General features: G+C 62.2%; 20 protein-coding genes. 16 read left to right on the top strand and 4 right to left on the bottom strand.

The genetic code is table 11. The features are described 5' to 3' along the window. Window positions 1-40: 40 nt before the first annotated feature. Together MOV63_RS00455 and MOV63_RS00450 are read right to left on the bottom strand one after the other, a co-directional pair. On the bottom strand, window positions 41-316 hold the full coding sequence (locus MOV63_RS00455) for a BON domain-containing protein (protein WP_038545642.1): 276 nt from the start codon (window positions 314-316) through the stop codon (window positions 41-43). 52 nt (window positions 317-368) lie between these two features. After that, on the bottom strand, window positions 369-2,312 hold the full coding sequence (locus MOV63_RS00450) for a PAS domain-containing sensor histidine kinase (protein ID WP_247031048.1): 1,944 nt from the start codon (window positions 2,310-2,312) through the stop codon (window positions 369-371). A 273-nt stretch (window positions 2,313-2,585) separates the two neighbouring features. Between MOV63_RS00450 and MOV63_RS00445 the strand changes: the two genes are divergently transcribed. The 3 genes from MOV63_RS00445 to MOV63_RS00435 all read left to right on the top strand — a co-directional run bounded on the left by MOV63_RS00445 (window position 2,586) and on the right by MOV63_RS00435 (window position 7,605). Beyond that, complete coding sequence (locus MOV63_RS00445; RefSeq protein ID WP_038549637.1) at window positions 2,586-3,188, top strand: TetR/AcrR family transcriptional regulator; 603 nt, start codon at window positions 2,586-2,588, stop codon at window positions 3,186-3,188. 71 nt (window positions 3,189-3,259) lie between these two features. After that, complete coding sequence (locus MOV63_RS00440) at window positions 3,260-4,417, top strand: efflux RND transporter periplasmic adaptor subunit (RefSeq protein ID WP_247031047.1); 1,158 nt, start codon at window positions 3,260-3,262, stop codon at window positions 4,415-4,417. A 26-nt stretch (window positions 4,418-4,443) separates the two neighbouring features. After that, window positions 4,444-7,605 carry an efflux RND transporter permease subunit gene (locus MOV63_RS00435; protein ID WP_038545631.1) on the top strand — a complete coding sequence of 1,054 codons (3,162 nt, stop codon included), beginning with the start codon at window positions 4,444-4,446 and terminating at the stop codon, window positions 7,603-7,605. On the opposite strand, the gene MOV63_RS00430 is transcribed toward MOV63_RS00435, so the two are convergent. Then, a complete protein-coding gene (locus tag MOV63_RS00430) occupies window positions 7,551-8,540 on the bottom strand; it encodes a LysR family transcriptional regulator (protein ID WP_051899818.1) in 990 nt (329 codons plus the stop codon). The genes MOV63_RS00435 and MOV63_RS00430 overlap by 55 nt on opposite strands. A 184-nt stretch (window positions 8,541-8,724) precedes the next feature. Here MOV63_RS00430 and MOV63_RS00425 point away from each other — a divergent pair, with 184 nt between their 5' ends. The 13 genes from MOV63_RS00425 to MOV63_RS00365 all read left to right on the top strand — a co-directional run bounded on the left by MOV63_RS00425 (window position 8,725) and on the right by MOV63_RS00365 (window position 21,323). Then, entirely contained in the window at window positions 8,725-9,951 is a 1,227-nt protein-coding gene (locus MOV63_RS00425; RefSeq protein WP_258719066.1) for an ABC transporter substrate-binding protein, read from the top strand. Further along, window positions 9,951-10,733: an ABC transporter ATP-binding protein gene (locus MOV63_RS00420; RefSeq protein WP_247031046.1), complete on the top strand. Its 783-nt coding sequence runs from the start codon at window positions 9,951-9,953 to the stop codon at window positions 10,731-10,733. Before MOV63_RS00425 ends, MOV63_RS00420 begins: the two co-directional genes overlap by 1 nt. Beyond that, window positions 10,733-11,434, top strand: a complete 702-nt coding sequence (locus tag MOV63_RS00415; RefSeq protein WP_038545622.1) for an ABC transporter ATP-binding protein — start codon at window positions 10,733-10,735, stop codon at window positions 11,432-11,434. Before MOV63_RS00420 ends, MOV63_RS00415 begins: the two co-directional genes overlap by 1 nt. Before the next feature lie 4 nt (window positions 11,435-11,438). Beyond that, entirely contained in the window at window positions 11,439-12,326 is an 888-nt protein-coding gene (locus MOV63_RS00410) for a branched-chain amino acid ABC transporter permease (protein WP_038545619.1), read from the top strand. 1 nt (window position 12,327) lies between these two features. Next, entirely contained in the window at window positions 12,328-13,326 is a 999-nt protein-coding gene (locus MOV63_RS00405) for a branched-chain amino acid ABC transporter permease (RefSeq protein ID WP_247031045.1), read from the top strand. Between the two features lie 70 nt (window positions 13,327-13,396). After that, on the top strand, window positions 13,397-14,992 hold the full coding sequence (locus MOV63_RS00400) for a GMC family oxidoreductase (RefSeq protein WP_247031044.1): 1,596 nt from the start codon (window positions 13,397-13,399) through the stop codon (window positions 14,990-14,992). Window positions 14,993-15,005: 13 nt separating this feature from the next. Further along, the gene (locus tag MOV63_RS00395; RefSeq protein ID WP_247031043.1) at window positions 15,006-16,085 is read left to right on the top strand and encodes an enoyl-CoA hydratase/isomerase family protein; all 1,080 of its coding nucleotides are present in this window, start codon (window positions 15,006-15,008) and stop codon (window positions 16,083-16,085) included. 26 nt (window positions 16,086-16,111) lie between these two features. Further along, the gene (gene mmsB / locus MOV63_RS00390) at window positions 16,112-17,005 is read left to right on the top strand and encodes a 3-hydroxyisobutyrate dehydrogenase (RefSeq protein ID WP_247031042.1); all 894 of its coding nucleotides are present in this window, start codon (window positions 16,112-16,114) and stop codon (window positions 17,003-17,005) included. A 98-nt stretch (window positions 17,006-17,103) separates the two neighbouring features. After that, on the top strand, window positions 17,104-17,307 hold the full coding sequence (locus MOV63_RS00385) for a DUF1059 domain-containing protein (RefSeq protein WP_038545604.1): 204 nt from the start codon (window positions 17,104-17,106) through the stop codon (window positions 17,305-17,307). A 204-nt stretch (window positions 17,308-17,511) separates the two neighbouring features. Beyond that, window positions 17,512-18,510 (top strand): thiosulfate ABC transporter substrate-binding protein CysP, encoded by a 999-nt coding sequence (cysP, locus tag MOV63_RS00380; RefSeq protein ID WP_247031041.1) that lies wholly within the window; start codon window positions 17,512-17,514, stop codon window positions 18,508-18,510. Window positions 18,511-18,592: 82 nt separating this feature from the next. Further along, window positions 18,593-19,414 (top strand): sulfate ABC transporter permease subunit CysT, encoded by an 822-nt coding sequence (cysT, locus tag MOV63_RS00375; RefSeq protein WP_247031040.1) that lies wholly within the window; start codon window positions 18,593-18,595, stop codon window positions 19,412-19,414. A gap of 2 nt (window positions 19,415-19,416) precedes the next feature. Next, window positions 19,417-20,304 (top strand): sulfate ABC transporter permease subunit CysW, encoded by an 888-nt coding sequence (cysW, locus tag MOV63_RS00370; RefSeq protein WP_247031039.1) that lies wholly within the window; start codon window positions 19,417-19,419, stop codon window positions 20,302-20,304. After that, window positions 20,301-21,323: a sulfate/molybdate ABC transporter ATP-binding protein gene (locus tag MOV63_RS00365; RefSeq protein WP_247031038.1), complete on the top strand. Its 1,023-nt coding sequence runs from the start codon at window positions 20,301-20,303 to the stop codon at window positions 21,321-21,323. The genes cysW and MOV63_RS00365 overlap by 4 nt, the downstream gene beginning before the upstream one ends. A 245-nt stretch (window positions 21,324-21,568) precedes the next feature. Here MOV63_RS00365 and MOV63_RS00360 read toward each other — a convergent pair whose 3' ends face one another. Beyond that, entirely contained in the window at window positions 21,569-22,669 is a 1,101-nt protein-coding gene (locus MOV63_RS00360; RefSeq protein WP_247031037.1) for a DNA alkylation repair protein, read from the bottom strand. Window positions 22,670-22,746: the final 77 nt, after the last annotated feature.

The following is a 22,746-nucleotide window of genomic DNA, read 5'->3' as shown; positions in this document are numbered from 1 at the left end:
CGTCCGACGCCCGGGCCTTTCCGGTTCCATTTATCGGGGGTTACATCGGGCGGTTGAAACGGAGTTCGTTGCGCACGGTGGTCACTCCGGCAACGTTCAGGGCCACGTCCTCGGCTCGTGCGATCTCGCTTTCCAACTGGACCGTCCCGCTCAGCGTTATCTCGGAACCGCGGGCGATGACGGCGACGTCGCTTGCATCGACGCCGCCAGCGGAAGCCAGGGCATCGGAAACCGCCCCTTCGAGCGTCGCGCTTGGAGGAAATTCTACTTCGACCTCAGGGGGCGTCTCGTGAAAATGCTGATGCTTCAAGACCATTGTCGTACTCCGTTCTGACACGGCACGACAACGCGCGGCGAGGGCGATTGGTTCAGCGTCCGCCGGCGAGAACCGTGACGATGATCTCCTGAAGCTGGTTCTGCGAGAAGGGTTTGGGCAATCGCGGCAGCCGATTGTCGCCGCCTGTCGGCAATTCCGCGTAACCGGTCGCCAGCACCACCGGCAGGCCCGGTCTCTCTTCGCGGATGACGGCGGCCAGTTCGGAGCCGGTCATACGCGGCATCGAATGATCGGTGATGACAAGATCGATGTCATGGGCGCCGCTTCTCAGCTCCTTCAGGGCGTCGGTGCCGCTATAAGCCTCGATCACGGTGTGGCCGAGATCCTCCAGCATCAGCGTGGTGTTCATCAGGACCAGCGCATCGTCATCGACGGCGAGAATTGTCAAGCGTCCTCTGGGAGTTGCGGCGGGCGAGGGCATGGTCTGCTCCGAAGACTGCGGACAGTCGTTTGCATCGGCCACAGGCAGATAGAGCGAAACCGTCGTGCCCTTGCCTTTTTGGCTTTCGATTTCGAGTTTGCCGCCTGACTGTTCGGTCAGGCCCTGCACCATGGAAAGTCCGAGCCCTGTCCCCTTGCCGACACCCTTGGTGGTGAAGAAGGGTGTCGTTGCGCGGATGAGGGTTTCCTCGTCCATGCCTTCGCCGCTGTCGGCGACAGCCAACCGCACATAACGGCCGGGTTTCAGCCTCTCGGTATTCTTGTCGGCGAAATACTCCTCGGCGCTGATGACGATCATGCCACCGCCCGCCATCGCGTCCCGGGCGTTGACGACGAGGTTCAGAAGCGCGGTCTCGAGCTGAACCGGGTCGCTCGTGACATGCGGCAGGTTTTTGGCAAACCGGGTTTCGACGGATGCGGAGGCGCTGAGTGAGCGCTGAACGAAATCCATCATGCCGCTCACGAGTGCCGGCACGTTGATGGCTTGCATATTCAATTCCTGGCGCCGGGAGAACGCGAGCATGCGCTGGGTCAGGGCAGCACCCCGTTCGGCGCCCTGAATGGCATTGTCCAGCAGTGGCGTCAGCGCCGGATCGTCGGGCAGGCGTTTCTTCAGAATTTCCAGGCTGCCCAGCACGGCCATCAGCAGATTGTTGAAGTCGTGGGCAACACCACCGGTCAACTGGCCGATCGCTTCCATCTTCTGGGATTGGAAAAGTTCCTCACGTGCCTGGGTAAGAGCCTTCTGCGCCTCGACTTTTTCGGTGATGTCGCGCGTGATCTTGGCGAAGCCGAGGAGCGTGCCTTCCTCGTTGCGGATCGCGTCGATGATCACATGTGCCCAGAAACGCGTGCCATCCTTGCGCTGCCGCCAACCTTCCTTCTCGAGTCGTCCCTCGCGCCGCGCGGTCTCCAGGCTTCGGTTTGGTTCGCCGCGCTCGCGGTCCTCCGGAGTATAGAACTGCGAAAAATGCTGGCCGACGATCTCGTCCGCCGTATAGCCCTTGATGCGCGTGGCACCGGAGTTCCAGTTGCTGACGCGGCCATCCGGGTCGAGCATGTAGAGAGCATAGTCCGTGACACCCTGGACGAGGATCTGGAATTTCTCTTCGCTCAATCGGAGTTCCGTCTCGGCCCGTTTCCGTTCCGTCAGATCGCGGGTCACCTTGGCGAAGCCGAGAAGTTCGCCGGACCTACTCCAGATCGGGTCGATGATGACGTGGGCCCAGAAGCGGCTGCCGTCCTTGCGGACGCGCCATGCTTCCTTTTCGAAGCGGCCTTCTGTCGCAGCCGTCCGCAACGCGTGTTCGGGCGCCCGCGCCAATCTGTCTTCAGGCGTATAGAAGCGGGAAAAATGCTCGCCCAGGATTTCCCATGCCTCGTATCCCTTGACGCGCTGGGCGCCGGGATTCCAACTCGCGATCTTGCCCTCCGGGTCAATCATGTAAATCGCGTAGTCGGTGATGGAGTCGACGAGCAGACGGTAACGTTCCTCGTCAAGCAACGAAACGTCATAACTTTGCGGCACGCTCATTAATTATCCCCGTCCCACGACGTTTTTGCCCCTGGCGTGATGCAACAACGAACTTCGTAGCTCTGCAGCACGCTCATCGCTGGTCCCTGGTCCACGAAGCTTATGATCTAACGCGACTTAATGCCTAAATCCCATTTTGGTTCCCTGTTTTTCAGATTTTTATCCGGCGTCGAATGGGGCGGTCGTGTGGCAGGGGTTGACTGATGACGGGTTTCCGTTTACGAATGACGAAAGATGAAAATCGTCACACATAAAACGAAAGCCATCAGCGGTATGGATACCAACGAAAATACCCTGGACACGTCGCGCCAAGACAATGTCGGCCGTATTCTCGATGCGGCGGAGCGGCTGTTCAAGCATTACGGCTACACGAAGACGAATGTGGCGGATATCGCGCGCGATCTCGGTATGTCGCCCGCCAATATCTACCGCTTCTTCTCGTCCAAGGCGGACATCCATCAGGCCTTGGCAAGCCGTATGCTGGACGGTAGCTATCAGGCGGCACTCGCCAATGCAAAGCGGCCGGTGAGCGCCACGGAACGGCTGCGCAATCACGTCCTGCAGCAGCACCGCTTCACGCTCGAGACCATGCTCGACGAAAAGAAGGTGCATGAGATGGTGGTGATCGCCATCGAGCAGCAATGGCCGGTCATCGAACAGCATCTCGAACGCATCCGTGTCGTCATTGCGGGTCTCATCAAAGATGGCATCGAAGCCGGTGAGTTCCGCGAACAGGATCACCAGCTCGCATCCGAATGCTTCATGTCGTCCATGGTCGTGCTTTGTCATCCGCAGCTCATCGCGGATTGCCTTCTGGAGAGCCGGATCGGCAAGCCCGAGGACCTCGTGGAATTCGGCCTCAGGGCCCTCAGATAATTCGCCTGAAATAGTTCCGGGGCGCCAAGGGGGCGTCTTGATCGAAAACCCGCCACCAGGAGTGCGGAACCATGTTTTTCGTAAAGACCAGACGTAATGTCTCGTTTCTCGTCAAAGGCCTTTTAGTCGCGACCGCGTTCGGCGCGCTGACGGCCTGCTCGCAAGAGAAGAAAGTCGAAGCTCCGGAAATCGTCCGCCCGGTGAAGGTGACCGAGGTTGCCGCCGCCGATCACGGCCGCAAGCTTCAATATTCCGGCTCAGTCAAGGCGCGCACCGAAATGAACCTCGGCTTCCGCGTCGCCGGCAAGATCACCGAGCGGCTCGTCGATGTCGGTCAGCGTGTTCGCCCCGGCGACGTGCTCGCAAAGCTTGACGCCGTCGATTACCAGCTCGCGGTGCGCCGCGCCGAGGCCGATCTCGCCTCCGCCCAGAAGCAGGTGGAAATCTCCGGCCTCGCCCGCCGGCGGGCCGAGACGCTTGCCGAAAAGAGCATTTCTTCCCAATCGCAGCTCGAACAGGCGCAACTGGCCAATGACCAGGCCGTTTCGCAAAAGGAATCGGCCCAGTCGGCACTCGACCAGGCCCGCAACCAGGTCGCCTATACGGAATTGAAGTCCGACCAGAACGGCATCGTCACCGCGGTCAGCGCCGATATCGGCCAGGTGGTCGCGTCCGGCACCCCGGTCCTCTCCGTTGCGGTCGAGGGCAGCAAGGAAGTGCAGATCGCCGTTCCGGAAATGGACGTCGCTCAGTTCAAGCCGGGCAAGACGGTGAAGGCCCGCTTCTGGTCGGCCACCGATCTCGTGCTCGACGGTAAGGTCCGCGAAGTGGCCGGCAGTGCCGATGCCCAATCGCGCACTTTCGCGGTTCGCGTCAGCCTGCCTGCGGATACACGGGTGCTGCTCGGCATGACTGCGACGATCGAGGCGGACGAAGACAATGCCGTCGCCACCTATGCCGTTCCGCTTGCCGCGCTTTCCAAGAAGGATGGCCAGTCCGTCGTCTGGATCGTCGACCGCGGCAAGGGCACCGTCAGTTCGCGTGCCGTCAAGGTCGCCGATTTCTCCGACGACGGCGTTCGTGTCGCCGACGGCGTTGCCAAGGGCGACCTCGTCGTCTCGGCCGGCACGCAGTTCATGAAGGAAGACATGAAGGTCAAGCTGCCGGAAAACATCGCCTCACGCTTCGGCAGCGTCAGCAGCCTTACCACCGCTTCGCTCGCGCCCTGATCGCCCGGCTTAAAGGACCCAAGACCATGAGCTCCTCTCATCAGGCCAATCCCCAGGAAAAGGCCCGGTTCAACCTGTCCCGCTGGGCGATTGCCCATCCGAGCATCGCCCGTTTTCTCTTCGGCCTCATCATCGTCATGGGCGCACTCGGCGTCATGAACATGGGGCAGAAGGAAGACCCGGACTTCACCTTCCGCGTCATGGTCGTGCAGACCGTCTGGCCCGGCGCCTCCATTCAGGAGATGCAGGACCAGGTCGTCAACAAGATCGAGCGAAAGCTGCAGGAAACCCCGCATCTCGACTGGGTCAAGTCCTATACCCGCGCCGGCGTGGCGATCACCACGATACAGATCAAGGGCGACACCAATACCGCCCAGGTCAACGACGCCTTCTATCAGGTTCGCAAGAAGGTCGGGGACATCGCCCAGGATCTGCCGGCCGGCCTGCTCGGTCCCTATTTCAACGACGAGTTCGGCGATACCTACATCACCCTCAACTCGATCAGCGGTGAAGGCTACAGCTATCCTGAACTGAAGCAGTTCGCGATCCAGGCCCGCGACATGCTGCTCGCCACACCCGGCGTCGAAAAGGCGGTCATCCTCGGCGACCAGCCGCAGAAGATCTTCATCGACGTTTCGTCGAAGGCGCTCGCCGAGCGCGGCCTCACTGTCCTCAACATCCGCGATGCGTTGTCCGGCCAGAACAATATCGATCCCGCCGGCAACGTTCAGACCGCCGATCGGTCGGTGCGGATCGCGGTCGAAGGCGGCGTCACCACGCCGGAAGACATCCGCGAACTACGCCTCAAGGCCGGCAGCCAGGTGATCCGGCTCGGCGATATCGCCACCGTCACCGCCGGCCTCGAAAACCCCTATCAGCGCAAGTTCCGCTTCAACGGCCACGACAGCGTCCAGCTTGGCGTCGTCATGGCCAAGGGCTTCAAGGTCACCGATGTCGGCCATCAGGTCGAGGCGACCTATGAGCGCTTCGAACAGACGCTACCGGTCGGCGTATCCGTCGAGCAGGTCTCCAACCAGCCGGAAGTCGTCACCGAAGCGGTCGGCGAATTCACCCAGGCCCTGCTGGAAGCTCTCGTCATCGTCCTCATCGTCTCGCTGATCTCGATCGGCTGGCGTTCGGGCATCGTCATCGCCATCACCATTCCGCTGGTTCTGTCAGCTACGTTCGCGATCATGTTCTACATGGGCATCGAGCTGCAGCGCATCTCGCTCGGCGCGCTGATCATCGCGCTCGGCCTGCTCGTCGACGATGCGATGATCGTCGTCGAGATGATGGAACGGAAGCTGGAGGAGGGGCTCGCACGCCTCGATGCCGCCACCTTCGCCTATTCATCCACCGCCTTTCCAATGCTGACCGGCACATTGATCACCACTGCCGGCTTCATCCCGGTCGGGTTCGCCGATTCCACCGCCGGCGAATACGTGCGCACGCTGTTCTACGTGGTGGGCATCGCGCTCGTCGTGTCGTGGTTCGTGGCCGTCTATTTCACTCCCTGGCTCGGCTACATGATCCTCAAGCAGCGGGCGCACGCAGGCACCCATCACGATGCTTACGACACACGGATGTATCGTGGTGTCCGACGTGCGGTCGGCTGGTCCGTGCGTCACAGGGCGATCGTGCTGCTCCTCACCCTCGGCGTCTTCGCGGGCAGTCTCTGGTCCTTCCAGTTCATCCCGCAGAGCTTCTTCCCGCAGTCCTCGCGGCCGGAAATCCTCGTCGATCTGTGGCTGCCGGAAGGCACGGCCATCGAGGAAGTGGAACGCCAGGCAAAAGCCCTTGAAGACAAGATCCTGCCCGACCAGGACAAGACCTTCGTCGCGACCTATATCGGCGAAGGCGCCCCGCGCTTCTTCCTGCCGCTCGACCAGCAGCTCCGCAACCCGAACTACGCGCAGCTCCTCATCATGTCGAAGGACGTGGACGCCCGCGAACGGCTGATCGTCAAGCTCAGGGGTATCCTCGCACAGGACTTCCCGACCGTACGCGGCAAGGTCGATCGTCTGTTCCTCGGCCCGCCGGTCGGCTGGCCCGTCCAGATGCGTGTCACCGGTCCCGACGCGGCGGAAGTCCGCCGGATCGCCGACCAGGTCAAGGAACGTTACCAGCAGCAGCCGCTGTTCGGCGCCATCCACGACGACTGGATGGAACCGGTGACGGCCATGAAACTGGTCATCGACCAGGATCGCGCCCGCGCTCTCGGCGTCACCTCCCAGCGCGTCCGCCAGATGCTGCAATCGGCTACCGCCGGTGCGCCGATCAGCGACTTCCGCGATGGCGAAGAGACGGTCTCGATCGTTGTCCGCGAGCCGGATGCCACCCGCAACCTGCTCTCGGCCGTCCAGTCGGTCTACGTGCCGACGGATTTCGGCGGCTTCGTGCCGGTCTCGCAGATCGCCAAGGTCGTGCCGGTTCTCGAACAGGGTATCGAGTGGCGCCGCGACCGCCTGCCGACGATCACCGTCAAGGCGACGCTGCCGGACGGCGTGGAACCGACCCAGGTGTCGCTCAACCTCTACAACAGCATGGCTGACCTGCGCGCCAGCCTGCCTGCCGGCTACCATGTCGACATCCAGGGCGGTGCGGAGGATGCAGCCGAAAGCCAGAACTCGATCGCTGCCAAGGCACCGATCATGCTCCTGGTCATCCTCGTGCTGCTGATGATCCAGCTGCAGCATTTCGGCAAAGCGATGATGGTGCTGGCAACCGGCCCGCTCGGCATCATCGGCGCCGCCATGGCGCTGCTCCTGACCGGCGCGCCGTTCGGCTTCGTGGCGATCCTCGGGGTCATCGCGCTGCTCGGCATCATCATCCGCAACTCGATCATCCTGGTCGACCAGATCGACCAGGACATCGCGGCCGGCATGGAGCGGATGGAGGCGATCGTCGGCGCGGCCGTGCGTCGTTTCCGGCCGATCATGCTGACGGCGCTGACAGCCGTGCTGGCGCTGTACCCGATCTCGCGCGGCGTGTTCTGGGGTCCGCTCGCCTATGCGATGATGGGCGGCATCTTGGTTGCCACCGTGCTGACCATCCTGGTCCTCCCGGCCGCCTATGCCCTCTTCTTCGGCCGCGAGCCGAAGAAGGCCAAAACCGACGACAGGACGCCCGCCAATCAGGGCGACCTTTTCGACAGCCGCGACGACGACCTGCCGATGGCAGCGGAGTGACGGCGAGCGCCTTCCTCGGGAGCCTGGTAACTCCTGAGGAAGGCGTGCTGATTGGCCCGGACGGACTGGAAGATATAGTCCGTCACCATCCGCACGCGCGGGATCTGGCTCAGGTCCCGATGGCACATCAGCCAGTAGCCGCGTCTCAGCTCCACCTCCTCCGGTAGCACGATTTCGAGGTCAGGCTGGACGCGGGTGATGAAATGCGGCAGCACGCAGAGGCCGAGCCCGTTCAGCGTCGCGGTCAATTGCGCAAAAATGCTGGAGCTCTGGAAGCGCGCCTTGATGCCCGGATGGACGTCGCCGAGATAGTCTAGCCCTGGCGCGAAGATCATGTCCTCGATATAGCCGATGAACGGATGCGACAGCAGATCCTGCCGGCTGCGGATCGGACCCACCTTGGACAGGTAGGATTTCGCCCCATAGACGTTGAGGCTGTAGTCGGTAAGCTTTTCCGTAAGATAAGGCCCTTCCTTCGGCGGATCGAGCGAGACCGCGATATCCGCCTCCTTGCGCGACAGCGACATGATCTGCTGGATCGTCACCAGTTCCAGCGAGATGTTCGGATGGCTGTCGCAGAAGCTGCGGATCTTGTCGGCGAAGAAGAAATTCGCAAACCCTTCCGGCGTGCTTAAGCGCACCACGCCGCGCTGTGCCGTGGTGCCCGAGGCGACATCCGCCTGCAGCCGGTCCGCCTCGGTCTCGATCCGTTCCGCGGTCTCGATGAACCGCTGGCCCATGCTGGTCAGGACATAACCACGTGGATTGCGCTCGAACAGCTTGACCTTGAGTGCGAATTCCAGCCGGTCGATACGCCGGGACACGGTGGCGTGGCTGGTGCGCAATTGGCGGGCTGCGGTGGACAGCTGGCCGCTGCGCGCCACTGCCAGAAAATATTGAAGATCGTCCCAGGTGAAGTTCTGATTGTTGCTCAATACGTTCCCGTCTGTTCAAAAATGCACAGATGCTGTTTGCAATTAATTACAGAGACCTGCTTGCGTCAACGGCGGTTTTCCTGAACCATGCAATCCGGAGCAGCCGCTTTGAGGAGAACGGCTCACCAATTTTGAACAGACCTCTGGCCAAATTTTCTGGGCACATTCTCTGGGAGGAGAAATCATGCACAAGACAATTCTGACATCACTTGTAACGTCCCTGGCAGTGCTTCTCGCAAGCAGCGCGGCATTCGCGCAGAGCGCGCCCGGGGGCGTGTCCGACAACAAGGTCAAGATCGGCATCCTGAACGACCAGTCGGGCGTCTATTCCGAGTTCGGCGGCAAGTCGTCGGTCGAGGCGGCCAAGATGGCGGTCGAGGATTTCGGTGGCAAGGTTCTGGGGCAGCCGATCGAGATCGTCGATGCCGACCATCAGAACAAGCCGGATATCGCCTCCAACATCGCCCGCCAGTGGTACGACACGCAGCAGGTCGATGCGATCATGGAACTGACGACCTCGTCTGTCGCGCTCGCCGTGCAGGCGATCGGCAAGGAAAAGAAGAAGATCGACATCGTCACGGGCGCGGCGACCACCGATCTGACCGGCAAGGCCTGCACCCCCTATGGCTTCCACTGGGCCTATGACACGCATGCGCTCGCGGTCGGCACCGGCGGCGCGCTCGTCAAGCAGGGCGGCGACAGCTGGTTTTTCCTCACCGCCGATTACGCCTTCGGTTATTCGCTGGAACAGCAGACCGGCGATTTCGTGAAGTCTTCCGGCGGCAAGATCGTCGGCGCGGTCCGCCATCCGCTCGCCACCACCGATTTCTCGTCCTTCCTGCTGCAGGCCCAGTCTTCCGGTGCCAAGGTCATCGGTCTTGCCAATGCCGGTCTCGACACGGCGAACGCCATCAAGCAGGCGGCGGAGTTCGGCATCACCGCCGGCGGCCAACGCCTTGCGGCGCTGCTCTTCACGCTCGCCGAAGTGCACGGCCTCGGCCTGCAGGCGGCACAGGGCCTGACCCTGACGGAAGGTTATTACTGGAACCTCGACGACAAGAGCCGGGAGTTTGCGAAAAAGTTCTTCGCCCGCACCAAGAAGATGCCGAACATGGTCCATAGCGGCACCTATTCGGCGGTCACGCAGTATCTGAAGGCGGTCCAGAAAGCCGGCACCGACGATGCGGATGCCGTTTCCAAGGCGCTGCACGAAATGCCGGTGGACGATTTCTACGCCCGCGGCGGTACAGTCGCCAAGAACGGTCGGATGATCCACGACATGTACCTGCTGCAGGTCAAGAAGCCGGGCGAAAGCAAGGAGCCCTGGGATTATTTCACGGTGCTGGCCACCATCCCCGGCAAAGAGGCCTACATGGATCCCGCCAAGAGCGGCTGCGATCTGGTGAAGTAATGGCGGTCGCCGCAACAGCAAAACAAGAAGAGCCGCGGGTGGTGTTATCCGCCCGCGGCCTCTCGAAGAGCTTCGGCGCCTTCATGGCGGTGAAGAACGTCGATCTCGACGTCCGTCACGCGCGTGTCCACGCCTTGATCGGCCCGAACGGCGCAGGCAAGACCACGGTCTTCAACCTGCTCACCAAATTCCTGCAGCCGACGGCGGGTTCGATCACGCTTCTGGGCACCGACATCACCAGAACGCAGCCGGACAGGATCGCGCGGATGGGGCTGGTGCGGTCCTTCCAGATTTCGGCGGTCTTTCCGCATCTGACGGTGCTCGACAACGTGCGCGTCGCGCTGCAGCGACAGAGCGGGCTTTCGACGCAGTTCTGGCTGCCCGTCTCCTCGCTCGATCGGCTGAATGCGCGGGCCGACGAATTGATCGAGTCGGTCGGCCTGAAGCGCGAACGCAATGCGCTCGCCGCCGACCTTTCCTATGGCCGCAAGCGCGTGCTGGAGATCGCGACGACGCTGGCGCTCGATCCCAAGGTGCTGCTGCTTGACGAGCCGATGGCCGGCATGGGGCAGGAGGATATTGGCACCGTTTCCAACATCATTCGCGAGGTGGCAAAGACCCGTGCGGTGCTGATGGTCGAACACAATCTCTCTGTCGTCGCCGACATCTGCCACCATGTGACGGTGCTCCAGCGTGGCGAAATCCTCGCCGAGGGCGACTATGCCACCGTCAGCCAGGATCCGCGGGTCCGCACCGCCTATATGGGCACGGAGGAGGCTTGATGGCACCCTTGTTGCAAGTTTCCAACCTCAATGCCTGGTACGGCGAAAGCCACGTCCTGCACGGCGTCGACATGACGGTCGGCGAGGGCGAGACGATCACCATTCTCGGCCGCAACGGCGTCGGTAAGACGACGACGCTGAGGACCATCGTCGGCATCATCCGCGAGCGGAAGGGCGAAATCCGCTTTGCCGGCAAGGATATGGCCAACGTGCCGCTGCACAAGACCGCGCATAACGGCATCGGCTTCGTGCCGGAAGAGCGCGGCATTTTTTCGACATTGACGGTCGAGGAAAACCTGATGCTGCCACCGGTGGTGGCCGAAGGCGGCATGTCGCTCGAGGAGATCTACGAGCTCTTCCCCAACCTTCAGGAACGCCGCTCCAGCCCCGGCACCAAGCTTTCCGGTGGCGAACAGCAGATGCTGGCAATCGCCCGCATCCTGCGCACCGGCGTTAAGCTTCTGATATTGGACGAGCCGACCGAAGGCCTGGCTCCGGTTATCGTGCAGCGGATCGGCGAGGTGCTGAAGACGCTGAAGGAACGCGGCATGACGGTGCTTCTGGTGGAGCAGAATTTCCGCTTCGCGAGCCGCGTCGCCGACCGGTTCTATCTGATGGATCATGGGCGGATGGTCGCGAATTTCCCGGTGGCTGAGCTGCCGGGGAAGATGGACATGCTGCATAAAGTGCTGGGAGTGTGACGTTATGACGATGATCTTCGGCATACCGCTTCAGGCCTTTCTCGGGCAGCTCCTGATCGGCCTGATCAACGGGTCCTTCTACGCGCTCCTGAGCCTCGGCCTTGCGGTCATCTTCGGCCTTCTGCGCGTCATCAACTTCGCCCATGGTGCGCAATACATGCTCGGCGCCTTTGCGGCGATGCTGATGCTGGAATATTTCGGCATCAACTATTGGGTCGCGCTGATCCTCGGGCCGATCGTCGTCGGCCTGTTCGGAGCCGTCATCGAACGGACGATGTTGTCTCGGCTCTACAATCTCGATCCGCTTTATGGCCTGCTCTTCACGTTCGGCCTGGCGCTGGCCATCGAAGGCACGTTCCGGTATCTCTATGGTGCCGCGGGCCAGCCTTATTCGGTGCCGGCGCAGCTGGCCGGCGGCACCAACCTCGGCTTCATGTTCCTGCCCATCTATCGTGGCTGGGTGGTCGTCGTGTCGCTGGTCGCCTGCATTGGCACATGGCTGCTGATCGAGAAGACCAAGCTTGGCGCCTATCTGCGCGCCGCTACGGAAAACCCGGTCCTGGTCCAGGCTTTCGGCGTCAACGTGCCGGTGCTCCTGACGCTGACCTACGGGCTGGGGGCAGCACTCGCCGCCTTTGCTGGCGTGCTGGCTGCGCCGATCTACCAGGTCTCGCCGCTGATGGGTTCGAACATCATCATCGTCGTTTTCGCGGTGGTCGTGGTCGGCGGCATGGGCTCGATCATGGGCGCCATCCTCACCGGCTACATGCTCGGTATTGCAGAGGGCCTCACCAAGGTGTTCTATCCGGAAGCATCCAACATCGTGATCTTCGTGATCATGGCGATCGTGCTTCTACTCCGGCCAGCCGGCCTTTTCGGACGGGATGCGTGAGATGAGCGAGATGACCCAAACCGCTGCCAAGCCGCGTATCGAACGGTCGGCCACCGCTTCCAGGACCTATGCGATCTTCCTGATCATCGGTCTCGTGGCCCTGATCCTCGCGCCGATGTTCTTCTACCCGATCTTCCTGATGAAGCTCTTGTGCTTCGCGCTGTTTGCCTGCGCCTTCAACCTGCTGCTCGGTTATACCGGGCTGCTCTCCTTCGGTCATGCGACCTTCTTCGGCGGGGCGGCCTATTTCACCGCCCATGTGGTCAAGGAATGGGGCTTTCCACCGGAACTCGGCATTCTGACCGGCGTCGTGGGCGCTGCGTTGCTCGGCCTGATCATGGGGTTCTTCGCGATCCGCCGGCAGGGCATCTATTTCGCGATGATCACGCTGGCTCTGTCGCAGATGTTCTTTTTCTTCTGCCTGCAGGCGAAGTTTACCGAGGGCGAGGACGGCATCCAGTCGGTACCGCGCGGCCATCTGTTCGGCTTCATCGATCTCTCGGGCTCGACCAACATGTATTATTTCGTGCTGGCCGTGTTCCTGATCGGCATGGTGATCATCTGGCGGTTCATCAACTCGCCCTTCGGCATGATCCTCCGGTCGATCCGCGAGAACGAGCCGCGCGCCATTTCGCTCGGCTATTCCGTCGCCCGCTACAAGCTCGGCGCCTTCGTGATGTCGGCGGCGCTGGCCGGCCTTGCGGGCGGGCTGAAGGCGCTGGTCTTCCAGTTCGCGACGCTGACGGATGTCGCTTGGCAGATGTCCGGCGAAGTGATCCTGATGACGCTGCTCGGCGGGATCGGCACGCTGATCGGGCCGATCTTCGGAGCCGGCCTGGTGGTCACGCTGCAGAACTATCTGGCGACGTCGCAATTTCCGGTAACGATCGTCACCGGCGTGATCTTCATGGTCTGCGTCCTCGTCTTCCGGCGGGGCATTATCGGGGAGTTCTACGCCTCCCGGCTCGGCCGGAAGCTCGGTTTCGAGCATAGACGATAAGATAGAGGGAGGGCGCAGGGATGCGGCTGCGGACATGGTTCGCGGGGCGCATTTCCCTGGAGCATAAAGCATGGAAAATTACGACTATATTGTCATCGGCGCAGGCAGCGCCGGCTGCGTATTGGCCAATCGGCTATCGAAGGATCCCGGCAACCGCGTACTGATCCTCGAAGCGGGCGGCAACGACAACTATCATTGGGTGCATATTCCGGTCGGTTACCTCTACTGCATCAACAATCCGCGCACCGACTGGTGTTTTACCACCGAGAAGGAAGAGGGGTTGAACGGCCGATCGCTCTCCTACCCGCGCGGAAAGATCCTCGGCGGCTGCTCGTCGATCAACGGCATGATCTACATGCGCGGCCAGGCTTACGACTACGACATGTGGCGGCAGATGGGCTGCACCGGCTGGGGCTGGGACGATGTCCTGCCGATCTTCAAGAGATCCCAAGATTTCTACAAGGGCGCCGACGACATGCACGGCGCCGGCGGCGAATGGCGCATCGAAAAGCAGCGTCTTCGCTGGGCCGTGCTCGACAGTTTCCAGAAGGCGGCGGAAGAGGCCGGCATCCCGATCGTCGACGACTTCAATCGCGGCAGCAACGAGGGCTCCAGCTATTTCGACGTCAACCAGCGTTCTGGGATCCGCTGGAACACGTCCAAGGCCTTCCTGCGCCCGGCGATGAAGCGGCCGAACCTCACCGTGCTCACCAAGGCGCATGTTCGAAAGCTGATCATCGAAAACGGCGAGGTGAAGGGCGTCGAGTTCCAGCACGATGGGGTGGCGAAGACGGCCTATGCGACACGCGAAACCGTGCTCAGCGCCGGCGCGATCGGCACGCCACATATCCTCGAGCTCTCCGGCATCGGCCGCGGCGATGTCCTGCAAAACGCGGGTGTCGAGGTGGTCAAGGAGGTCAAGGCTGTCGGGGAGAACCTGCAGGACCACCTGCAGCTCCGCCTCGTCTACAAGGTGACCGGCGTTCCGACCCTCAACGAAAAGGCGTCGAGCCTGATCGGCAAGGCCTCGATCGGGCTGGAATACGCCTTCCGGCGCTCCGGGCCGATGTCGATGGCGCCGAGCCAGCTCGGCATCTTTACCAAATCCGGTCCCGACAAGGAGACGCCGGATCTCGAATATCACGTCCAGCCGGTGTCGCTCGACAAGTTCGGCGAACCGGTCCACTCGTTCCCGGCAATGACCGCGAGCGTGTGCAATCTTCGTCCCGAGAGCCGCGGGTCCGTGCATCTGAAAAGCCCGGATTTCGCAGCGGCACCGGGTATCCATCCGAACTACCTGTCGACCGCGGCCGACCGGGACGTCGCCGTCAAGTCGATCCGGATCACCCGCGAAATCGTCAAAAAGCCGGCGTTTGCGCGCTATCATCCGGAGGAATACAAGCCGGGTCCGTCCTACGAGACCGATGCGGACCTCGAAAAGGCAGCCGGCGACATCGGCACGACGATCTTCCATCCGGTCGGCACCGCGCGGATGGGATCCGATCCGGACAGCGTCGTCGATCCCCGCCTGAAAATGCGCGCAGTCGGAAGGCTGCGTATCGCCGATGCCTCGATCATGCCTAATATAGTCTCCGGCAACACCAATTCGCCGACGATCATGATCGCTGAAAAGGCGGCGGAGATGATCCTGGCGGACAATCGGTAGACCGGAGAAACGCATGCCCGATACCTCCATCCAGAGCGACGAAGTCCTCATCGACCGCATCGGTTCGGCCGCCGTCATTCTGCTTAACCGACCGAAGGCGCTGAATAGTTTGAACTCCGCCATGGTGCGAGCGATGAAGGCCGCGCTGGAGGAATTTGCCGGCAATCCGGAAATCTCCTGCGTCGTCGTCAAGGGCGAGGGGGAGCGTGGCCTCTGCGCTGGCGGTGACATCCGTGTCATCTACGAGAGCGGCAAATCGGACGATCCGGAGGTCACGCGGTTCTGGCGCGAGGAGTTTCCCCTTAACTACATGATCTCCCGTTACGAAAAACCGTATGTGGTGCTGATGGACGGCATCGTCATGGGCGGCGGCGTCGGGATCGCTTCGCACGGGAAACACCGGATCGTCACGGAACGGACCCGTCTTGCCATGCCGGAAACCGGCATCGGCTACGTGCCGGATGTCGGCGCCACTTGGCTGCTTCCCCGCGCGCCCGGCGAGACCGGCACCTGGATGGGGCTGACGGGCGAGGTGATCGGCGCGGCGGACGCCATCTATACCAATCTCGCCGATGTGAACGTGCCCTCGGAGCGGTTCGGCCCGCTTGTCGAGGCGCTGGGAGAACTGAAGGGCGGCGCATCCGACGAGCAGGTGAGGGCGGTGATCGATCGCTTTGCCGTCATGCCCGGCGAAAGCCAGCTCGAAGCCCATCGCGACCTGATCGACCGGGTTTTTCGCTTCGATACGGTGGAGGAGGTTGTCGAGGCCCTGAATAGGGAGGATGATGAATTCTCCATCAGGACGCGCGACATCATCGCCAAGCGGTCGCCGACCAGCCTCAAGCTCGCGCTTCGGCTCATCAGGCGCGGCCGCGAAAGTTCGAGCCTCGTCGAATGCCTGGAGCGGGAATTCACCGCCGGCGCCGAAATCCTGCGTAACCACGATTTTTACGAGGGCGTGCGCGCCGCGATCATCGACAAGGATCGCAATCCTAAATGGTCTCCGGCAACGCTGGAGGAGGTCGCGGACACTGATCTCGACCGCTATTTTGCTGCGCGGCATCCGGTTCTGTTTCCGGATCACAGACTTTAAAACAACAACGAGGAGGGGAGGAAGACATGAGCAAGATCGCTTTCGTGGGCCTTGGCAATATGGGCGGGCCGATGGCCGCCAATCTTGTGAAAGCCGGCCATGAGGTGCGCGGTTTCGACCTGTCGGAAGCGTCGGTGAAGGCGGCCGCCGAGACGGGCGTGAAGGCTGCCGGTGCGCTGGCGGAGGCGGTGCGCGATGCGGAATGCGTCATCACCATGCTGCCGAAAGGGCAGCATGTCACGGCCGTGTGGACCGATCTCACCACGCTCATTCCCGAGGGCACTCTCGTCATCGACTGCTCGACCATCGACGTGGAAAGCGCCCGCAAGGCACATGAACTGGCGGACGTCATGAACTGCATTTCGCTCGATGCACCCGTCTCCGGCGGCACCGGCGGGGCGGCGGCTGGCACGCTGACCTTCATGGTCGGCGGTTCGGAAAAGGCGTTCGCCCTGGGCAAGCCGATCCTCGAGGCGATGGGAAAGAAGATCGTCCATTGCGGCGACGCCGGCGCCGGCCAGGCGGCCAAGATCTGCAACAACATGATCTTGGGCATCTCGATGATCGGCGTCTGTGAGGCATTTGGCCTCGCGGAAAAGCTCGGCCTTTCGCATCAGGCGCTGTTCGACGTCGCCTCCACCTCGTCCGGCCAATGCTGGTCGCTCACCACCTATTGCCCGGTGCCGGGCCCGGTGCCGACCTCGCCGGCGAACAACGACTACAGGCCGGGCTTTGCCGCAGCGCTGATGCTGAAGGATCTGACGCTGTCGCAGGAGGCCGCAAGACAGTCTGGCGCCGCCACGCCGCTTGGCGCCCACGCGGCCGAGCTCTATGCCGAGTTTGAAAGGACCGGGCACGGCGCGGACGATTTTTCCGCCATCATCCAGATGCTGCGGGAGAAGGCGGGCCGGACGAGCTAGGCCGATTGATCAGGCCGGCGGTGTTTGTTTCCTCTGCGCAAAGGGAGTAAATTCCTGTCCTCTGGCCAATCGGTTCAGGGCTTGTGATGGAGGCAGACATGGGACGCCAATACATCGATTGCCGCGAATTTCCGAGCGAGATGAAATGCACCGTTGCGATCTCGGCGGACAACGCGGATGAACTCGTCAATGCAGCCGTGCAGCATGCCATTTCCGTGCATGGTCACCACGACACTCCTGAATTCCGCACGGAGATCAGGAAGGCCATCCACGAGATGGATGTCCCGCGCGTCGTCGCTTGACGCGACAGGGCCTTCGCCAACATTCCCGGTGCTGCCTCTTCCAATGGAGCAGCACCGGCCCGGATGACGCGCGAAAAGCTCCGCCGTTTATGGCGAATAATGGACAAAATTTCTAACCCCGTAACAAAGGAAAGTCCGCGGTTCCTCGCCGTTTGCTGGGCGTACCGGTAGTTTCACCGGCACAATCCAACACCGGAGACTTGCATGAACCGCCTCCTGATCCTCGGCACTGCGCTTATTGCGCCCTTGGCCGCGCTTTTTGTTACCCCCGCGCTGGCCCAGTCTCCGACGAAGCTGCTCAACGCCTCCTACGACGTTTCGCGCGAGCTGTTCGTCGCCGAGAACGAGGCCTTCATCAAGAGCCATCCGGGCGTCACCATCGACCAGTCGCATGCCGGCACCTCGAAGCAGGCCCGTTCGATCGCCGAAGGCCTTGAAGCCGACGTCGTGACGTTCAACCAGTCGACGGACATCGATTTCCTCGCCAAACAAGGCTTCGTTGCCAAGGACTGGACCAAGGCATTCCCGAACAATGCCTCGCCCTTCTATTCCTTCCCGTCGTTCCTGGTGCGCGCCGGCAATCCGAAGAACATCAAGGATTGGGCCGACCTGGCTCGCGCTGACGTGCACGCCGTTTTCCCGAACCCGAAGACCTCGGGCAACGCCCGCTACACCTATCTCGCCGCTTACGCCTGGGCCAAGGAAGCCTATAAGGGCGATGAAGAGAAGATCGATGCCTATATCACCAAGATCTTCGATAACGTACCTGTCTTCGATACCGGCGGCCGCGCCTCCACCACCACCTTCGTCGAGCGCGAAACCGGCGACGTGCTGATCACCTTCGAGGCCGAGACCCGCGGCATCGTCAAGCAGTACGGCGCCGACAAGGTGCAGAGCGTCATCCCGTCGGTCAGCCTTCTCGCCGAGTTCCCGGTTGCGGTGGTCGACAAGGTTGCCAAGAAGCACGGCACGGAAGCCCTCGCCAAATCCTATCTCGACTTCCTCTATACCGAAGAAGGCCAGCGGATCGCTGCCCAGTTCGGCCATCGTGTCCAGAACGAAAAGGTCGCCGGCGAGTTCAAGGATCAGTTCCCGGCAATCCGCCTCGTCAAGGTCGATGACGTCTTCGGCGGCTGGGACAAGATCCAGAAGGATCACTTCGCCTCCGGCGGCACTCTCGACAAGCTGTACGGCAGCCGCTAAGCGCAGACTGGACTTCACAACCAAGCCTCGCCCGGCGAACGAAAGTTCGCCGGGCTTTGCCGTGAAAAGAGGATACGACCGCTTGAGACGCAATGTCCTGCCCGGGTTACGCCTGTCGCTGGGGGTGACGCTGTTTTATGTCGGGCTGATCGTGGTCCTGCCGCTGGCAGCTCTGGTCTTCAAGGCCGCGAGCCTCGGCCCCGAGGACTATTGGCGGATCGTCTCCTCGTCGCGGGCGCTTGCGAGCTACCGCGTTACCGTGCTCTCGGCGCTCGGCGCCACTGTCTTCAACCTGTTCTTCGGCCTGGCGCTCGCCTGGGTGCTGACGCGTTATCGGTTCCCGGGCTGGCGGATCGTCGATGCCATGGTCGATCTGCCCTTCGCGCTGCCGACGGCGGTGGCCGGCATTGCCCTGACGGCACTTTTCACCACCAACGGCTGGTTCGGTTCCATCCTCGCCGACCTCGGCATCAAGGTCGCCTATACGCCGCTCGGGATCATGATCGCGATGTGCTTCACCTCGCTGCCGTTCATCGTGCGCACCGTGCAGCCGGTGCTGGAAGATCTCGATCCGGCGCTGGAAGAGGCGGCGCTGTCGCTTGGCGGCTCGGATTGGGAGATTTTCCGCAAGGTCATCCTGCCGCTTCTGACCCCGGCGCTGCTCGCCGGCGTGTCGCTGTCCTTCGCCCGCTCGCTCGGTGAGTTTGGTGCGATCATCTTCATCGCCGGCAACCAGCCGATGTCGACGGAGATCACCGCACTTCTCGTTTTCATCCGGCTGGAGGAATACGATTACCAGGCCGCCGCCGCCATCGCCTCGGTGCTGCTGATTGCGGCCTTCGTCATGCTCGCGCTCACCAACTGGATGCAGTCGCGGGCGCTTCGCTACACGGTGAGGGGGTGACCATGGGCGTGACCCGTACAGGCAGAAAGCCGCCGCGCGTCGGCGACCAGCCGCTCTTCCGCCGGATGCTGATCGGCATCGTTCTGGTGATCGTTGCCCTGCTGATCGTCGCGCCGCTGGTGGTCATCGGCGTCGAGGCTTTTTCGAAGGGGTGGGCTGTCTATCGCGACACGATCATTCATCCGGATACCTTGCATGCGATCGGGCTCACGGTGTTTGCGGCGATCGTCGCCGTGCCGGTCAACACCGCTTTCGGTATCGCAGCCGCCTGGTCGATCACCAAGTTCGACTTCTGGGGCAGGCGTTTCCTGCTGGTCGTCATCGAGATCCCGTTTTCGGTCTCGCCGATCGTCGCGGGTGTCGCCTATCTCTTCGTCTACGGCCTGCAGGGCGTCTTCGGTCCGACGCTGGACGAATACGGGGTCAAGATCCTGTTTGCGATCCCCGGCATCATCCTTGCCTCGATGTTCGTCACCGCCCCCTTCGTCGCTCGCGAACTGATCCCGCTGATGCAGGCGCAGGGCCGCGATCTTGAGGAAGCCGCCACCTCGCTCGGCGCGTCCGGCTGGCGCACCTTCTTCTCGGTGACGCTGCCGAATATCAAATGGGCGCTGCTTTACGGCGTCGTGCTCTGCAACGCCCGCGTCATGGGCGAGTTCGGCGCGGTCTCGGTCGTCTCGGGCAATATCCGCGGGCAGACCAATACGCTGCCGCTGCATATCGAGCTGCTCTATCACGACTACCAGGCGGCCGGCGCCTTTGCCGCAGCCTCCATCCTGGCGCTCATCGCCGTCTTCACCATCATCGCCAAGGTGGCGCTGGAGCGCCAGGGAGCCGGCCGCGTCCGTCGCCCGGCTCTGGTCGCTAATCCCGCGGAGAAAACCCAATGAAAATCCGCCTCGAAAACGTCGTCAAAACCTTCGAGACCTTTCGCGCCGTGCGGGATGTCTCGCTCACGATCGAAAGCGGCGAACTCGTCGCGCTGCTCGGCCCTTCCGGTTCCGGCAAGACGACTATTCTGCGCATGGTCGCCGGCCTTGAATATGCCGATGGCGGGCACATCTATTTCGGCGATCAGGACGCCACCGACATTCCGGTGCGCGACCGCGGCGTCGGTTTCGTCTTCCAGCATTACGCGCTCTTCCCGCATATGACGGTGGCGGAAAACATCGCCTTCGGCATGAAGGTCTCGAAGGTGAAGCGCGAGAAGGCGGCGATCGATGCGCGTGTCGTTGAACTGCTGAGATTGGTGCGCCTGGAAGGTCTCGGCGACCGGTTCCCGGCGCAGATTTCCGGCGGCCAGCGGCAGCGCGTGGCGCTGGCCCGGGCGCTGTCGGTCGATCCCAAGGTTCTGCTGCTCGACGAGCCGTTCGGCGCACTCGACGCCAACGTGCGCCATGACCTGCGCCGCTGGCTGCGCGAGATCCACCGCGAGCTCGGCATCACCACGATCTTCGTCACCCACGACCAGGAGGAGGCGCTGGATCTCGCCGATCGCGTCGTCATCCTGAAAGACGGCCACATCATTCAGCAGGGCACGGCGGAAGAAGTCTGCCGCAATCCGCAATCCGCCTTCGTGATGAAGTTCCTCGGCGACGCCAACGTGCTCGCCGCCGAAGTGCGCGACGGCAAGGCCTATGCCAGCGGTGCTGCGATCGACGTTTCCGGCATGGCGGACGGCAAGGCGGAACTCTATGCCCGCCCCGCCGATCTCGACTGGTCCGCGCAGGGGCCGGGCATTCCGGCCAGCATCACCCGCGTGCTCGACCGCCCGGACGGGCGGCGGGTGCTGGCGACCACCGAGACCGGCGATCAGCTGGAGTTCGACGTCGAGCCGGAGCGGGCAGTCAAGGCGGGCGAGGGTGGTTTTGTGACGCTGCGCAGGGCGAAGGTGTTTGCGCTGGGTTGATGGGTTTCTTTGACGAGCAGTAGATTTTGGCGACATACGTCTGCGGCACTCCCTCATCCGACCCTTCGGGCCACCTTCTCCCCGCTGGGGAGAAGAGGTTATGAGGCACTGTCTCTGGTTCCTTTTCTACCGAAGAGGGAAAAGGCGCTGACGCCCCCGTTCATCCTCTCCCCTCGGGGAGAGGTCCGCCGAGCGAAGCGGAGGCGGGGTGAGGGGGCCGCACCCGCCAACCTGGCCGAAAAAGCTTAAGCCAGAAGCTCGAACGCACCCTCGGCCAGCACCTCGCCATTGACGATCAGCTCGACCGGATGCCGCCCTGCATAATGCACGCGGGTGGTGAAGTCGCGGATGGCGCGGCTGATCGTGAGTTCACAGCTCTCGCCGGCACCCAGCGTGATCTCCTTCCACTTGAAGACCTTCTTTGAGGTGCCGCCCGCCTTCTTCACGTAGTGGACCGCATAATCGATGACGAGCTTCTGCGGCGCCGACGCGGTCGACACCATCCTGGCCGATATCTTCACCGCGCTACCGAGTTTCAGCGACGACGGCGTCACCATGAAACTGTCGACCTTTACCTCCGCCTTGTGACCGGCGCCGAAGACGTGGAGCGCCCTGGCATCGCCCTTCTTGATCAGCGTGCGCAGCGCCTGCTTGATGATCCAGGCCGTGCGCGGGTCATCCTTCGGCCAGTCGGCGATCCTGTCGAACACCCAGGCAGGGTGGTCCTTGGTGATGTCGTTCAGATGGTTGGCGACGGATTTGCGTACGTAAAGGCTTGGGTCGCTCTTCAGGTTTTCGAGGATCGGCGCGACAGGTGAGGGGTCGGCAATCAGTTCTTTCAGCTGGAACGACCAGGGCAGGCGCGGCCGGCAGCCTTCGCTCGAAAGCCGGCGCACGTGCTCGTTGTCGTCCCGCGACCAGCGCTCCATCACTTTCAGCGTCCGGGCGAGGTCCTTCAGGAGGAAATGCCGGACGGCGAATTCCGACGAGCCGAAGCGGGTGAAGAAGGCGAGCGCCTCCATCGACAAGTCGAAATGGTCATGGCCATGGAGCGCCACATATTCCGGCAGCACAATGGAGGCAAAGCCATGGTTGATGCGGGGTGCCAGTGCCCGCAGGATGTCGATATTCTTTTCGATCCCGCCGGGCAGGACTGCGTGGTAGGCGACGGCGATCTGACGCAGGCGCTGCATGATGCTCAGATCGTCGAGACCGGCGGAAGTGAGCGCCAGGAAGCGCTCCCCGTCGAAGCCGGGATGGATGGCCTTGGTCTCGGCCGCAAAATGCTGGAGGCGATCGCGGTTAAAGATTTCCTTCAGGAGCGGTGCTGCTTCAGTCTCGGCCATGGCGCTTCATCCGATGTTCACTGTTTGTTTTTGGTATTTGACTCGAATGACGCGGGCAAGCGCAAAAGAAAACGCCG

This window comes from Neorhizobium sp. SHOUNA12A, from assembly GCF_023006505.1.
Taxonomy (GTDB): Bacteria; Pseudomonadota; Alphaproteobacteria; order Rhizobiales; family Rhizobiaceae; genus Neorhizobium.
The sequence above is the reverse complement of the archived record's forward strand: the minus strand, read 5'-3'. Positions and strand labels throughout refer to the sequence as shown.

Coding starts and splice junctions, on each gene's coding strand:
- MOV63_RS00455 (WP_038545642.1), bottom strand. CDS start 316: ATGGTCTTGAAGCATCAGCATTTTCACGAGACGCCCCCTGAGGTCGAA.
- MOV63_RS00450 (WP_247031048.1), bottom strand. CDS start 2,312: ATGAGCGTGCCGCAAAGTTATGACGTTTCGTTGCTTGACGAGGAACGT.
- MOV63_RS00445 (WP_038549637.1), top strand. CDS start 2,586: ATGGATACCAACGAAAATACCCTGGACACGTCGCGCCAAGACAATGTC.
- MOV63_RS00440 (WP_247031047.1), top strand. CDS start 3,260: ATGTTTTTCGTAAAGACCAGACGTAATGTCTCGTTTCTCGTCAAAGGC.
- MOV63_RS00435 (WP_038545631.1), top strand. CDS start 4,444: ATGAGCTCCTCTCATCAGGCCAATCCCCAGGAAAAGGCCCGGTTCAAC.
- MOV63_RS00425 (WP_258719066.1), top strand. CDS start 8,725: ATGCACAAGACAATTCTGACATCACTTGTAACGTCCCTGGCAGTGCTT.
- MOV63_RS00420 (WP_247031046.1), top strand. CDS start 9,951: ATGGCGGTCGCCGCAACAGCAAAACAAGAAGAGCCGCGGGTGGTGTTA.
- MOV63_RS00415 (WP_038545622.1), top strand. CDS start 10,733: ATGGCACCCTTGTTGCAAGTTTCCAACCTCAATGCCTGGTACGGCGAA.
- MOV63_RS00410 (WP_038545619.1), top strand. CDS start 11,439: ATGACGATGATCTTCGGCATACCGCTTCAGGCCTTTCTCGGGCAGCTC.
- MOV63_RS00405 (WP_247031045.1), top strand. CDS start 12,328: ATGAGCGAGATGACCCAAACCGCTGCCAAGCCGCGTATCGAACGGTCG.
- MOV63_RS00400 (WP_247031044.1), top strand. CDS start 13,397: ATGGAAAATTACGACTATATTGTCATCGGCGCAGGCAGCGCCGGCTGC.
- MOV63_RS00395 (WP_247031043.1), top strand. CDS start 15,006: ATGCCCGATACCTCCATCCAGAGCGACGAAGTCCTCATCGACCGCATC.
- mmsB (WP_247031042.1), top strand. CDS start 16,112: ATGAGCAAGATCGCTTTCGTGGGCCTTGGCAATATGGGCGGGCCGATG.
- MOV63_RS00385 (WP_038545604.1), top strand. CDS start 17,104: ATGGGACGCCAATACATCGATTGCCGCGAATTTCCGAGCGAGATGAAA.
- cysP (WP_247031041.1), top strand. CDS start 17,512: ATGAACCGCCTCCTGATCCTCGGCACTGCGCTTATTGCGCCCTTGGCC.
- cysW (WP_247031039.1), top strand. CDS start 19,417: ATGGGCGTGACCCGTACAGGCAGAAAGCCGCCGCGCGTCGGCGACCAG.
- MOV63_RS00365 (WP_247031038.1), top strand. CDS start 20,301: ATGAAAATCCGCCTCGAAAACGTCGTCAAAACCTTCGAGACCTTTCGC.
- MOV63_RS00360 (WP_247031037.1), bottom strand. CDS start 22,669: ATGGCCGAGACTGAAGCAGCACCGCTCCTGAAGGAAATCTTTAACCGC.